Here is a 12769-nt window from a genome sequence, read left to right as displayed (position 1 = left end):
GCGTGATCGATATCAACGAGTCCGTGATGCGGTTCCTTCTGGCATTGATCGTCGTCGGCCCGCTCCTCGGCGCCGTCGCCGCTCTGCTCCCCGCCCCGCCCGGGCTGAAGGGGAAATCACCCGGGCAGGCCGTGCTCCGCCACGGCGTGACCGTGACCGGCGCGATCCTCATCGCCGCGATCGTCCTCGCGCTCGGCTTCGACCACGACCATCCGTCCAGGATGCAGGCCACGACCGACATCAGCTGGATCCCCGCACTCGACGTGCGCATCCACCTCGGCGTCGACGGCATTTCCCTCCCCCTCGTGGTCCTGACCGCGCTGCTGACCTTCCTCTGCGCGCTCTACTCCTACTTCAACATGCCTGCGGGCCCGTCCCCGAAGGCCTTCGTCGCACTGCTGCTCGTCCTCGAGTCCGGCACCCTCGCGAGCTTCGCCGTCCTCGACCTGCTGCTGTTCTTCCTCGCGTTCGAGATGGTCCTCATCCCGATGTACTTCCTCATCGCCCGCTGGGGCGGCGCGGGGCGGACCCAGGCCGCCTGGAAGTTCATCCTCTTCACCCTGCTCGGATCCGTCGTCATGCTGCTCGGCCTGCTCCTGATCGGAATCAAGGCGGGCACATTCGACATGGTGGCACTCGCCACTGACAACGGCCGGTCCCTGACCACATCCGTGCAGGTCATCGCCGTCCTGGCGATCGGGATCGGGCTCGCGGTCAAGACCCCGATGTGGCCCCTGCACAGCTGGCTGCCGGACGCCCACACCGCCGCGCCGACCGTCGGCTCGGTCCTGCTGGCCGGCGTCCTGCTGAAGATGGGTACGTACGGGTTCGTTCGGATCCTGCTGCCAGTCGCGCCCGACGGATTCCGCACCTTCGCGCCGTACCTCGCCGCCTTCGCCGTGGTCGGGATCATCTACGGCTCCCTGGCCTGCCTGAACCTGGCCAAACGGGGCGCGAAGGGCGACCTCAAGCGCCTGATCGCCTATTCCTCCGTCGGCCACATGGGCTTCGTCCTGCTCGGCATCGCCACCATGACCCCGACGGGCGTCAACGGCGCCCTGTTCGCCAACATCGCCCACGGACTCATCACCGGCCTGCTGTTCTTCCTGGTCGGCGGCCTCAAGGACCGCACCGGCACGACCGACCTGGACGCGCTGGCCGAAGAGACCGGTGCCGCGCTGTACGGCAAGGCACCGCGCCTCGGCGGACTGCTCGCGTTCGCCGCCGTCGCCTCGCTCGGGCTGCCCGGACTCGCCGGGTTCTGGGGCGAGATGCTGGCCCTCTTCGGCGCGTTCAAACCCGCCGCCGGCCTGAGCCGCCCCGCCTTCCTGACCTTCATGGCGATCGCCGCCTTCGGCACCCTGCTGACGGCCGCGTACATGCTGGCCGTGGTCCGCCGCGTCTGCATGGGCGCCGCACCGCAGGACATGCCGGAACTCGCCGACGTCCGCACCTACGAGTTCGCGGCCTGGACCCCCCTCGTCGCCCTCACCGTCGTCGCCGGACTGTGGCCGAAGGCCCTGCTCGGGCTGACCGACCCGGCCGTGCAGCAGCTCCTCGCAGGAGGCATCCGATGAGCGCCCTGGCCCAGCCGCTGGCCGCGAACCTCGTCCAGTCCGTCGACTGGCTCGCCATCGCCCCGCCCACCCTCACCGCGGTCGTCGCCCTCGCCGTCCTCGTCGCCGACCTGTTCGTGCCGGAGGCCAGAAAGCCCCTCCTCGGCTGGGTGTCGGTCGCCGGACTCGCCGCGTCCACCGTCCTGCTGCTGCCGCTCCTGGACCACGACCGCAGCACCTTCTGCCTGACGGGCGCCACGCGCGCGTGCAGCTACACGGCCGACCGGTTCACCCTGGTCGTGCAGTTCCTGGTGCTCGCGGGCGGCCTGCTCACGGCCCTGCTGTCCGTCACCACCCTGAAGGACGGCAACCGCCGCTACCCCCAGGGCGAGTTCTGGTTCCTGCTGCTCTCCTCGGCCGCCGGCGCCGCCCTGCTGCCCGCCTCCCGCGACCTTGCCACCCTGATCGTCGCCCTGGAGGTCGCCTCCCTGCCCGCCTTCGCCCTCGTCGGCATCCGGCACGGCGACGCGAAGTCCTCCGAAGCCGCCCTGAAGTTCTTCCTTTCCTCGGTGACCGCGACCGCCGTCAGCCTCCTGGGCATCAGCTTCGTGTACGCCACCACCGGCAGCCTCTACCTCACCCAGGTCGCCGACCGCATCCAGCACGTCGACGGCCAACTGCACACCCTCGCCCAAACGGGTGTCGTCCTCACCCTTGTGGGCTTCGCGTTCAAGACAGCCGCCGTCCCCTTCCACTTCTGGGTCCCCGACACCTACGTCGGCGCCCCGCTCCCCATCGCCGCCTACCTGTCCGTCGTCGGCAAAGCCGTCGGCTTCTCCGGCCTGATCCTGGTCACCGTCGTCGCCTTCCCGTCGTACGCCGACGTCTGGGGCCCCGCACTCGCCGCCCTGGCCGCCCTCACCATGACCGTCGGCAACGTCGCGGCCCTGCGCCAACAGGCCACGCGCGCGTACAGCGCGGTACGACTGCTCGCCTGGTCGTCGGTGGGCCAGGCCGGCTACCTGCTCGTGCCGATCGCCGCCGCCGGATACGCCAAGAACCCCCAGAAGGCCGTCGGCTCCACCGTCGCCTACGCCCTCATGTACGCGGCCGTGAACCTCGGCGCCTTCGCGGTGGCCGCCCTGGTCGGCCGTACGAAGGAACTCAACCGGCTCTCCGACTACCGCGGCCTGTACGGAAAGAACCCGCTGACCGCACTGCTCCTGGCGTTCTTCCTACTGTGCCTGGCCGGACTCCCGCCCGGCATCATCGGACTGTTCGCCAAGGTCACCGTCTTCTCGGCGGCCGTCGACGCCGGCCTCGGCTGGCTGGCCGTCGTCATGGCCGTCAACGTCGTGATCGCCCTCTACTACTACCTCCAGTGGACGACCCTGCTCTTCCGCGCCCCCGAAGGCGACACCGCCACGCACCGCCTCCCGGCCCCCCTCACTGCCGCGCTCGCCCTCACCGGCGCCCTCGGCATCGCGCTTTCCGGCGCACCCCAGCTGGTGCTCCGCTTCGCCGCCACCGGCCTGTTCTGAAGCCCTTCACGCGCGCGTGCGGACCACCGACGCGGGCGCGGCGAAGCTGGTGCTCCGCTTCGCCGCCACCGGCCTGTTCTGGCGCCCTTCACACGCGCGTGCGGACCATCGACGCGGGCGCGGCGCGACTTTCACCCGGCCGGCTCACGCGGCGCACAGCGGACACAAGGGAACTAGCGGCCGTCGCTTGGCGTTGACCAGTGCGGAAGGGTCCACTGGACGTGACACCACGACACCGGTGGCATCGCAGATCGGAAGGCAGCACCGCAGGCAAAGGGTTCCCCTGCCGCACGACTTGGAGGGCGTACCGTGCACCGCCGGCACAACGGACTCAGAACGGCAGTTCTCCTCGGAGGACTGTCGGCACTCATCATCGTCATCGGCAGCTTCTTCGGCCGGACGGGTCTGATCGTCGCGGTCCTCGTCGCCCTCGGCACGAACGCGTACGCGTACTGGAACAGCGACAAACTGGCGCTACGCGCGATGCGCGCACGCCCCGTGAGCGAATTCGAGGCCCCGGCCCTGTACCGAATGGTCCGCGACCTCTCCACCCAGGCCCGCCAGCCCATGCCCCGCCTGTACATCTCCCCGACAGAGGCCCCGAACGCCTTCGCGACGGGCCGCAACCCGCGCAACGCCGCCGTGTGCTGCACCGAGGGCATCCTGCGCATCCTGGACGAGCGCGAACTTCGAGGTGTGATCGGCCACGAGCTCAGCCACGTCTACAACCGCGACATCCTCATCTCGTCGGTCGCCGGCGCCCTCGCCTCGGTGATCATGTTCCTGGTCAACTTCGCCTGGCTGATCCCGGTCGGCCGCTCGGACGACGACGACGGCCCCGGCATCCTCGGCATGCTGCTGATCATGATCCTGGGCCCGCTCGCCGCGACCCTCATCCAGCTCGCCATCAGCCGCTCCCGGGAGTACCAGGCGGACGCCTCCGGCGCCCAGCTCACCGGCGACCCGCTCGCCCTCGCCAGCGCCCTGAGCAAGCTGGAGGCCGGCACCAAGCAGCTCCCGCTGCCCCCCGAGCCCCGGATCGAGACCGCGAGCCACATGATGATCGCGAACCCCTTCCGTCCGGGCCAGGGACTGTCCAAGATGTTCTCGACGCATCCGCCCATGGCGGAGCGGATCGCCCGGCTAGAGAAGATGGCAGGTCGCCCGCGGTGAAGACCATCCTGAACGTCATTTGGCTCGTCCTGAGCGGCTTCTGGCTGTTCCTCGGCTACCTGCTGGCGGGAGTGATCTTCGGGATCGTCCCTCAGGGTGCAGCATCGCGCTCGGGTCGACTCGCCCTTCGATGATCATCGGCGGTAGGAGCTGAGGTTCGGGAAGAGGGGTCTGCTGCACGTCCGACAGCGCGGCGTTCACGCGGGCCCACGTGTCATCGGATGTCCAGGCGTTGAAGTGCTTCGAAGCCTGGATTGTGGCGCCGGTGTCCTTGATCACTTCAGGCCACGATTTTCCGGTACGCGCCTTGTAGAAAATGGCGTCCAAGGACCGGCGGACGGTGCCCCTGCGGCCCTTGGGCAGTAGGGGAGCTACCCTGGCCCATTCCGAGGCGGCTCGGCAGCTGCTGAGCGACGACTACCGTCAGCGCCCGCCGAATCCCTGATCCGACGGGACTACCTCACGCCCGAGCGGCATGAGTGAGATCGGGATGAGCTTCAGGTTGGCCCACCCGAACGGGATCCCGATGATCGACAGGAACAGCGGGATGCTCGTGATCAGGTGGGCCAGAGCCAGCCACCACCCCGCGAAGATCACCCAGATCACGTTGCCGATGAAGGATCCGGCGCCGGCGTCCGGCCGCTCCACTGTGGTCCGCCCGAACGGCCACAGGACGTAGCCGGCGATACGTAGGGACGCGATGCCAAACGGGATGGTGATGATCAAGACGAAGCAGATCAGCGCTGCGATCAGGTAGCCGAGCGCCATCCAGAAGCCGCAGAAGACGAGCCACAGGATGTTGAGCAGCAGGTTGAACAGCTTCATGGTCGGTACCCTCTCCAGGTCACTCCGTCGGCATGCCTGCTGTCACGAGTATCAGCCGGTCAGGCGTCCAGGCGGAAGCGCAGCGCCTTTGTAGCGTGATTGGGAACGTCCCGAGACGATCCCGTTCGGCGTAGCGGCGTTCCGTATCGGCGTCTACGCCCTGTGGCCCTTCGGGTACACGACCGTCGAACGGCGGGACGCCGGCGCCCCCTCCTGTGTCGGCAACGTCCTGTGGCTGGTCCTCGCGGGCTGGTGGCTGGCTCTCGCCCATATCGTCACCGGTGTCGTGATGTGCCTGACGATCATCGGGATCCCGTTCGGCATCGCCAACTTCAAGCTGATCCCGGTCTCCCTGCTTCCGCTGGGACGCGAGATCGTGCCCACGGACCAGCCGTTCGCGACCCGCTGACCACACCTCATCCGGCGCTTGCCGCCCACGAGTTGTCCACAGGCCCGCACCCGGGCCGGGGGTTGTCCACAGGCCGCCGCGAATGTCAGCGGCGGCCTGCATCATGAAGTCATGACCGAGATCGAGCAGTTGCTGACACGGGTGGCCGTACAGGCCCGTGACTTCCGTCCGTGGGGCTGGCCTTCGCTCCCCGCGCCCGTCGACGCAGCCACCCTCGACCGTGCCCGCGAGGCCCTGGGCTTCCCCCTGCCTCCCGTCCTCGCCGCGCTCTACGAACAGGTGGGGGACGGAGGCTTCGGCCCGTCCTACGGCCTGCTGCCCCTGCTCGACGCCGCCCCCTCCGGTGAACCGGCCGCCGTCGCCCAGTACCTCGCCAACCGCGAGTACGGCCGCAAGAACCCGGAGTGGCCCTGGCCGGAGGGCGTCCTGCCGATATCCCACTGGGGCTGCGGTATGTACGCCTGCGTGGACTGCCGCACCCCGCAGGCCACGGTCCTGCTCTACGAGCCGAACGCCGACGGCGCCTGGTTCGTGGACGCGCCCACCCTCACCGACTGGCTGTGCGTCTGGCTGAACGGCACGGGCTGGTACGAGGAGACCGACGAGGGCACGGATCTGGCGCCGTGGGATGACGTCCGGAGACGCACGGCTCCGGCTCCGGAGCAGGCTTCCTGAGACCGGGCCTTCTGAACGCGGTCGCCGGCTACCGAGCCGTCACCGGCCGTCGTACGGCGTACGCCACCGCGCCCGCGGCCAGCACGGCAGCCCCGGCGGCCACCGACGCCAGCGGCAGCGCGAAGGCCAGCGCCGCACAGCCCAGCAGACCGGCCACCGGAACCACACGGGCACGCGGGGCCGGATCGAGCGTCCAGGCCGAGGCGTTGGCCACTGCGTAGTACGCCAGTACGCCGAAGGAGGAGAAACCGATGGCACCCCGGACGTCCACCGTCGCCGCCGCCACGGCGACCACCACGCCGACGGCCAGCTCCGCGCGGTGCGGGACCTGGAAACGCGGATGCACGACGGCCAGCGCCGGGGGCAGATGGCCGTCACGGGCCATGGCGAGCGTGGTCCGTGACACGCCCAGGATTAGCGCCAGCAGCGAGCCGAGCGCGGCCACCGTCGCCCCCACCCGCACCACGGGCACCAGCCCCGGCACCCCGGCCGCCCGCACCGCGTCGGCCAGCGGCGCCCCCGCCCGTCCCAGGGCGTCGGCGCCCAGCATGGAGAGCACGGCCACCGCCACGCACGCGTACACCACCAGCGCGATACCCAGGGCCAGTGGGATCGCGCGCGGGATGGTGCGCGCCGGATCCCGCACCTCTTCGCCGAGGGTCGCGATCCGCGCGTACCCGGCGAAGGCGAAGAACAGCAGGCCGGCCGCCTGAAGCACACCGCCCACACCCGAGGACAGGCCGATGTCCAGCCGCCCGGCGTCCGCTCGCCCGGACGTCAGGCACACGACCACCACGGAAGCGAGGACCGCCAGCACCACGGCCACGATCACCCGCGTCAGCCAGGCCGACTTCTGGATGCCGCCGTAGTTCACGGCGGTCAGCACCACGACGGCCGCGACCGCAACCGCGTGCGCCTGCCCCGGCCAGGCGTAGGCGCCCACGGTGAGTGCCATCGCGGCGCAGGACGCCGTCTTGCCGACGACGAACGCCCAGCCCGCGAGGTATCCCCAGAAGGCGCCCAGCCGCTCCCGCCCGTACACGTAGGTGCCGCCAGACTGCGGGTAGCGGGCGGCGAGGCGGGCCGAGGACATCGCGTTGCAGTAGGCGACCAGGGCGGCGACGGCCAGCCCGGGCAGCAGACCCGACCCGGCCGCGTGGGCCGCCGGGCCCAGGGCCGAGAAGACGCCGGCCCCGATCATCGAGCCGAGGCCGACGAGCACGGCGTCGTGCACGCCCAGCGTGCGCCGTAGACCGGGAGAGGAGGAGGACATGCGCCGCACCCTACTGATCGCTGCAACCGTGAGGAGTCGCCATGGCGTCCTCATCATCGACAGGGCACGAACAGATGCGCGACGGCTGTCTGCGGGCGGCTCGGACGACCTGTCCGGCACAGCCGGCCGAGAACGAAATCACAGGGCCGGAACAGTGCGAACACAGCGCGGAAGGGCAGGTTCAGGGCATGGGCATCATCAGTTGGATCATCCTGGGACTGTTGGCCGGCGCCGTCGCCAAGATCCTGCTGCCGGGACGCGACCCGGGCGGCTTCATCGGCACGACCCTCATCGGCATCGTGGGCGCGTTCCTCGGTGGCTGGATATCGGCCCGCTGGCTGGACCACCCCATCACCAAGAACTTCTACGACGGTGCCACCTGGGTGGCGGCGATCGGCGGCTCGCTGGTCCTGCTGATCGTCTACCGCTTGCTGTTCGGCAATTCGCGCGACTGAGCGCCGTTGCCGCAGACCGGCAGACGAGAAGGGTGGGTACCAGGGGTGCCCACCCTTCCTCGTACCTCGGCCGGCGGTGACTACCGGTAGTTCACGAACTGGAGAGCAAAGTCGAAGTCCTGGCCCTTCAGGAGCGCGATCACGGCCTGGAGGTCGTCGCGGCTCTTGGAGCTGACGCGCAGTTCGTCGCCCTGGACCTGGGCCTTCACACCCTTGGGGCCCTCATCGCGGATGATCTTCGCGACCTTTTTCGCGTTCTCCTGAGAGATGCCCTCCTCGATCGACGCGAAGATCTTGTACTCCTTGCCGGAGAGCTGCGGCTCGCCCGCGTCCAGCGCCTTCAGCGAGATGCCGCGCTTGATCAGCTTCGACTGGAAGACGTCGAGGATCGCCTTGACCCGCTCCTCGGAGTTCGCCTGCATCAGGATCTTCTCGCCGGACCAGGCGATCGAGGCGCCCACGCCCTTGAAGTCAAAGCGCTGCGAGATCTCCTTGGCGGCCTGGTTGAGGGCGTTGTCGACCTCCTGCCGCTCGACCTTCGAGACGATGTCGAAACTGGAGTCGGCCATGTCCTGTGGCTCCTTGTATCTGGGGGCGTAACGGGATGCGTTCCGGCGCGCGACGGCGGCCGCGCCTGGTTGTGGGGACCGGGCCGCATCCGCACCAGCCTAGCCACCCCACGTCTCGCGAGCGCCGATCAATCGGGTGGCGGAGCACCCCTCGGGATCGGGTATTGTTTACGTCGTTGCCAGGGAGCACCGCCGAAAAACGGTTCGACTTGGTGGCAAACCCCGGCGGTGTGCCCGAGCGGCCAAAGGGAGCAGACTGTAAATCTGCCGGCTTCGCCTTCCCAGGTTCGAATCCTGGCGCCGCCACTTTGGGGAAGACCCCCTCTGATCAGGTTAGTGGCCTGGTTAGAGGGGGTTTCTTGTTGATCGGCCCCGTTCGGTTCAGCGTGGACGGGACGTGGACGTGTCCCACCTCGTATCGCCCGCATCCACTGTTGATCGTCGCGCGTCCCCCAGGTGTCCCCCTCGGGGGGTGAGCATGATCACTGGGGCTGGTTCCACTCCTGAAGTGCTGCATCGATCCGGCTGTTGGTACGTTCCCGGTCTGGTCAAGCACCCTGGCCTACACCTTGTGCAGTACCGCGATGCTGCGCCCGGCCCGCCGGGCGCACTCCATGGCGTCCACCCCGCAACTGAGCCAGAACGACGCCCTGGCATGCCGCCGGCCGTAGGGGCGGCGGGTGAGCGGTGAGGATGTCTCCGCTTCGGGCAGCACATGTCGGCAAGCCTTCGCCCGTACCTCGCCGTAACCGGTCTCCTGGAGCAGGCCGTCACGGATTGTCCGGAAGATCGGCCTTCACGTGCCGTGCCGTGCGTGGCGATGTGCTCCCTCAGTGTCCGGGCGAAGTGCGGCGGGATCGGCACCGGACCGCAGTCCTTGTTGGCGTGCGCCTTCAGATGGCCTCTCATGCGCTGTCCCGTCGTTGGTCCAGCTTCGCCCCTGCCCGAACGATGCCTGGCGCGGAGTGAGCATCCCCCATCCCTATCCCGGGAGGTGGCACTTCCAGATGCCGCCCGGCCTGACCCCTGCTCGCGTACGCCCGCCGGCACTGCTCGCACCTGGTGGGGACTGGCGACGCACTCGGGGTCCCTCGCCTCAACTGACTGCTGAAGTACTGCTCTTCGACGCCGAGTCTCTGAACGTCGCTCAGGCACGCCCGCATTCGCTTCGCTGTAGGCGGTGACGCCTCCTCCCTGTTCAGTCGCAGGGAGAGAGCGTCCAGGTCCAAGGTGGAGGGTCGCTGGTTCTTCAGGGGGGAGACCGGGATGGGGTGCTTGGCGAACCATGCGGGGCGCCGGCCACATCGTCCGGCGGGACCTCGTTCCGACGGTTCCGGCTGTACGCCCATCCGTAGCGGGCGCGTCGCAGAACTGCCGGGGTGGGTATTCCGGTCTTCGCCTTCACGAGTGCTGGTGTGATATCCGCCAGCGCGTCGGCATAGTTCTTCCGTGACTTTCGCGGGTGCCAGTGCCGCACTCGGTAGAACGCGGCGCGGCTCATCTCGATTTCTTCGAGGACTTCGGGGAGGTTGAGCATCTTGGGGCGGGCCAAGGCGGCCACTCTTTCGTTCTCTTTCTCCTCGGGGGGATCCGCCGCGTCCGTCGCGCCACTACATCGCAGGTCAGCGCCTTGATCGTGTGGTAGATGGCGGTTCTGTGGCTGATAAGTGCCGCCATGTCGCCGCCAACGAGCCGGAAGGGTCCATCAGTGAGCTGATGGACCCTTCCGGCTCGTTCTCGGTTGGCCCCGTACCTCTATTGCTGCAGGCCAGGGGCGCCCATCACGTTTCGACCACCACACGAAACAGGGCATTGCGCGCAAGTCTGCGGTAAATCTACATAGTTCAGAAAACAGGCAGCCTTTTTCGGGCGATCCCCATCTGAAATGTGGCATTGCGTGAAAGTCTGGAGTTAAGCCCATAGGGCTCATGAAACAGGCGGGGTGTTTTCGGACAGCCTTTTAGGAGCTGTTGACTACCGTCATTTCCTGGCTGAAGATCACTAAGCAACTCCTACGGGGGAGTTGGGGAGGAAGGAAATCTCGTGAGAATATCCGGTAGATCGCTCGCTCTCGGCTTTGCGAGTCTGGTAGTCGCAGTATGCAGCTTTGCCACGCCGGCCGCCGCAGACAGCCCTCAGGCTGCGACCGTTACCGCGCACGGCACTGTCGTTGCCGCGGATGGTTCCACGGTTGGCCAGATCGCCTTCCATAAGCGTGGTGACGGCACGAAGGCGCCCGCCGAGCTGGGCAACCCCTCTGTGTGGGGTGTGGCGACGATCAAGGTGGCGGCTTCGGCGAACACCGTTTCGCCGATGTCAGAGGCCTGTGTCCCTGCCAGTGGTGGAAATTGGTGCTACGGCTATTACCTGAACACGTCCGGTAAGTACTGCTACTCGAACTACTACCACCACGACAAGGTCCACAAGTCGTCGGTGAAGATTGCCGGCGGGACGGTCGACAGTGGTTGGGTGGCAGCCAACGACTACTCCAATGCCCACCGCACGGCGGGTGCTGCCTACACCTGCGAAACCTACTACAGCATCAAGTAGGTTCCGGTCCCCGCACTCAGGCGGTAACCCCTCGATAGTGGGGTACGTTGGTGCGCCACTCGGCTCTGCCGGCTGCCCGCGCAGTGCCGGAGTGGCGCCCCTCCAATTCTGAGCCAGTTGCTGGATGGGGAAGAGAAATCGCGCACTCCTGCGCACTCGCGGTTATCTGTTGAAAGATCTGAGTGTCAGCATCCCGGCCGGACTGACAGCAGGATCGGGCCGCTGCAAATCTGTCGGCTTCGCCTTCCCAGGTTCGAATCCTGGCGCCGCCGCATTGGGAAAGACCCCCTCCAAACTGTGGAAGCACAGACCGGAGGGGGTCTCTTCGTTGTGCCATGGGCAACGTCGAGCGGAGGCGTGACGTGCCCCACAGCGGGGGCGAAGTGGCCGCTTCCGAAAGCGTGCGAGAAGACGGAGGCGCGTCGAACCGAGGGCGCCTGAACGCACCTGCGTCCCGGCGCCGTCGCCGCCCCGTGGAGCAGGCCCTCGTAACCGGCCGGGCGTCACGGGCGCACCGTCGGCGCCCGCACCACCGGCCTCGGGGACGCTCGGATCAGGCGCTCCAGGAGCCCCACGGCTCCCGATATGTGGGCCCCGCCCCGGGGCACACTGGGCACATGTCCTCCCGACGCAGAACCTGTCCGGTGTGCCGCCGTGAAATCGCCGTCGTCGCGGGGCGCTTCGCGCGGCACGACCCGCCCGGGGCGCGGGAGACCGGCGACCTGGTCTCCTGCTCCGGCTCGCGGCGGCAGGCCCAACTCGGGGCGGACCAGCCATCCTTGGACGGCTACACCGTGCCGGACTTTCCCGGACAGCTGTCGCTGTTCTGAGGAGCCCGCCCGGCCGTCGTCCCCGTCACAAGTCCCAACGGCCGGGATGGCGGGCCGGTCCCGGTGCGTTCAGTTCCCGGCCACCGACTTCACGGCCACCGTGACCGGCGTCGAACCGCCGATCAGCTCCAGGGTCAGGCCTGCCGTCGCCGACGTGTCCACCAACTCCGCAAGTACGGCGGCCACGTCGTCGCGCGTGACCGAACCCGGGCCCGTGTGTGCCTCCAGACGCACCAGGCCCTTGCCCGGCTCGTTCGTCAGCGAACCGGGGCGCAGGATCGTCCAGTCCAGGGCACTCTGCCGGGCGACGTACGCGTCGGCCTCGCCCTTGGCCCGCAGGTACACGTCGAAGACCTCGTCGCCCTGGTGCGCAGGGTCCGCGCCCATCGCCGAGACGACCACGAAACGGCGCACGCCCGCGCGCACGGCCGCCTCCACGAACAACACCGCCGCGCCCTTGTCCACCGTCTCCTTGCGGGCGGTGCCGCTGCCCGGGCCCGCGCCCGCCGCGAACACCGCTGCGTCCGCTCCCTGCAGATGCGCCGCGACATCCTCGACCGACGCCGACTCCAGGTCGAGCAGCACCGGTTCGGCACCGGCCGCCCGCAGATCGTCGCTCTGCTCGGCCTTCCGGATGATTCCCGCGACCTCGTCCCCACGCGCGGAGAGCAGTCGCTCCAACCGCAGCGCGATCTGACCATGACCACCAGCGATGACAATGCGCATGTTTCCGACCGTACGCCCGAAGCCCCGCATCCGCTGCACGACTTCACGCGCCCCACGCGCCCGCGTAGGTCCCGAGAAGCGCCCTGCAGGCTTCGAGCCTTCTCTGCGGACACACTCCTTCGCACCGCGCGCCCCCGCGCACTCATCCGCACACCGGCGCCCACGCTCCCGAACGCGCGCCCCAGCG

Annotated in this window: 12 protein-coding genes, 1 tRNA gene and 3 pseudogenes; 10 read left to right on the top strand and 6 right to left on the bottom strand. The window is 68.5% G+C overall.

Going from position 1 to position 12769, the window contains the following annotated elements; translation table 11 throughout:
* Window positions 1-2 precede the first annotated feature (2 nt).
* The 4 genes and pseudogenes from AB0N16_RS09740 to AB0N16_RS09725 all read left to right on the top strand — a co-directional run.
* A complete protein-coding gene (locus AB0N16_RS09740; protein WP_365794819.1) occupies window positions 3-1577 on the top strand; it encodes an NADH-quinone oxidoreductase subunit M in 1575 nt (524 codons plus the stop codon).
* On the top strand, window positions 1574-3097 hold the full coding sequence (locus AB0N16_RS09735; protein ID WP_365794817.1) for an NADH-quinone oxidoreductase subunit N: 1524 nt from the start codon (window positions 1574-1576) through the stop codon (window positions 3095-3097). Before AB0N16_RS09740 ends, AB0N16_RS09735 begins: the two co-directional genes overlap by 4 nt.
* Window positions 3098-3406: 309 nt before the next feature.
* Window positions 3407-4270, top strand: coding sequence for a zinc metalloprotease HtpX (htpX, locus tag AB0N16_RS09730; RefSeq protein ID WP_365794815.1), 864 nt, complete (start codon window positions 3407-3409; stop codon window positions 4268-4270).
* Window positions 4267-4398, top strand: a pseudogene (locus tag AB0N16_RS09725) (YccF domain-containing protein); the annotation flags it as partial. The gene htpX and the pseudogene AB0N16_RS09725, both read left to right, overlap by 4 nt.
* Before the next feature lie 82 nt (window positions 4399-4480).
* Here AB0N16_RS09725 and AB0N16_RS09720 read toward each other — a convergent pair.
* Both AB0N16_RS09720 and AB0N16_RS09715 read right to left on the bottom strand, forming a co-directional pair.
* Window positions 4481-4648, bottom strand: a pseudogene (locus tag AB0N16_RS09720) (hypothetical protein); the annotation flags it as partial.
* 45 nt (window positions 4649-4693) lie between these two features.
* A complete protein-coding gene (locus AB0N16_RS09715) occupies window positions 4694-5095 on the bottom strand; it encodes a YccF domain-containing protein (RefSeq protein ID WP_365794813.1) in 402 nt (133 codons plus the stop codon).
* A 118-nt stretch (window positions 5096-5213) separates the two neighbouring features.
* On the opposite strand from AB0N16_RS09715, the pseudogene AB0N16_RS09710 reads away from it, so the two are divergent.
* Both AB0N16_RS09710 and AB0N16_RS09705 read left to right on the top strand, forming a co-directional pair.
* Window positions 5214-5504: pseudogene (locus tag AB0N16_RS09710) on the top strand (YccF domain-containing protein); the annotation flags it as partial.
* 111 nt (window positions 5505-5615) lie between these two features.
* The gene (locus AB0N16_RS09705) at window positions 5616-6179 is read left to right on the top strand and encodes an SMI1/KNR4 family protein (protein ID WP_365794811.1); all 564 of its coding nucleotides are present in this window, start codon (window positions 5616-5618) and stop codon (window positions 6177-6179) included.
* Window positions 6180-6207: 28 nt separating this feature from the next.
* Here the strand turns inward: AB0N16_RS09705 and AB0N16_RS09700 are convergent, their stop codons facing one another.
* Window positions 6208-7452 carry an APC family permease gene (locus AB0N16_RS09700; RefSeq protein WP_365794809.1) on the bottom strand — a complete coding sequence of 415 codons (1245 nt, stop codon included), beginning with the start codon at window positions 7450-7452 and terminating at the stop codon, window positions 6208-6210.
* 188 nt (window positions 7453-7640) lie between these two features.
* Between AB0N16_RS09700 and AB0N16_RS09695 the strand changes: the two genes are divergently transcribed.
* Complete coding sequence (locus tag AB0N16_RS09695) at window positions 7641-7907, top strand: GlsB/YeaQ/YmgE family stress response membrane protein (protein WP_365794807.1); 267 nt, start codon at window positions 7641-7643, stop codon at window positions 7905-7907.
* An 80-nt stretch (window positions 7908-7987) separates the two neighbouring features.
* Here AB0N16_RS09695 and AB0N16_RS09690 read toward each other — a convergent pair whose 3' ends face one another.
* Window positions 7988-8476 (bottom strand): YajQ family cyclic di-GMP-binding protein, encoded by a 489-nt coding sequence (locus AB0N16_RS09690; RefSeq protein WP_351748076.1) that lies wholly within the window; start codon window positions 8474-8476, stop codon window positions 7988-7990.
* 224 nt (window positions 8477-8700) lie between these two features.
* On the opposite strand from AB0N16_RS09690, the gene AB0N16_RS09685 reads away from it, so the two are divergent.
* Window positions 8701-8782: transfer RNA gene (locus AB0N16_RS09685), tRNA-Tyr, on the top strand.
* Between the two features lie 256 nt (window positions 8783-9038).
* On the opposite strand, the gene AB0N16_RS09680 is transcribed toward AB0N16_RS09685, so the two are convergent.
* A complete protein-coding gene (locus tag AB0N16_RS09680; RefSeq protein ID WP_365794805.1) occupies window positions 9039-9191 on the bottom strand; it encodes a hypothetical protein in 153 nt (50 codons plus the stop codon).
* A 1328-nt stretch (window positions 9192-10519) separates the two neighbouring features.
* Between AB0N16_RS09680 and AB0N16_RS09675 the strand changes: the two genes are divergently transcribed.
* Window positions 10520-11026 carry a lactococcin 972 family bacteriocin gene (locus AB0N16_RS09675; protein WP_365794803.1) on the top strand — a complete coding sequence of 169 codons (507 nt, stop codon included), beginning with the start codon at window positions 10520-10522 and terminating at the stop codon, window positions 11024-11026.
* Window positions 11027-11643: 617 nt separating this feature from the next.
* Window positions 11644-11856, top strand: a complete 213-nt coding sequence (locus AB0N16_RS09670; RefSeq protein ID WP_365794801.1) for a hypothetical protein — start codon at window positions 11644-11646, stop codon at window positions 11854-11856.
* A gap of 69 nt (window positions 11857-11925) precedes the next feature.
* Here AB0N16_RS09670 and AB0N16_RS09665 read toward each other — a convergent pair whose 3' ends face one another.
* Window positions 11926-12582, bottom strand: a complete 657-nt coding sequence (locus AB0N16_RS09665; RefSeq protein ID WP_365794799.1) for an SDR family oxidoreductase — start codon at window positions 12580-12582, stop codon at window positions 11926-11928.
* Window positions 12583-12769: the final 187 nt, after the last annotated feature.

The organism is Streptomyces sp. NPDC051105 (assembly GCF_040682795.1).
Classification (GTDB): Bacteria; Actinomycetota; Actinomycetes; order Streptomycetales; family Streptomycetaceae; genus Streptomyces.
The sequence above is the reverse complement of the archived record's forward strand: the minus strand, read 5'-3'. Positions and strand labels throughout refer to the sequence as shown.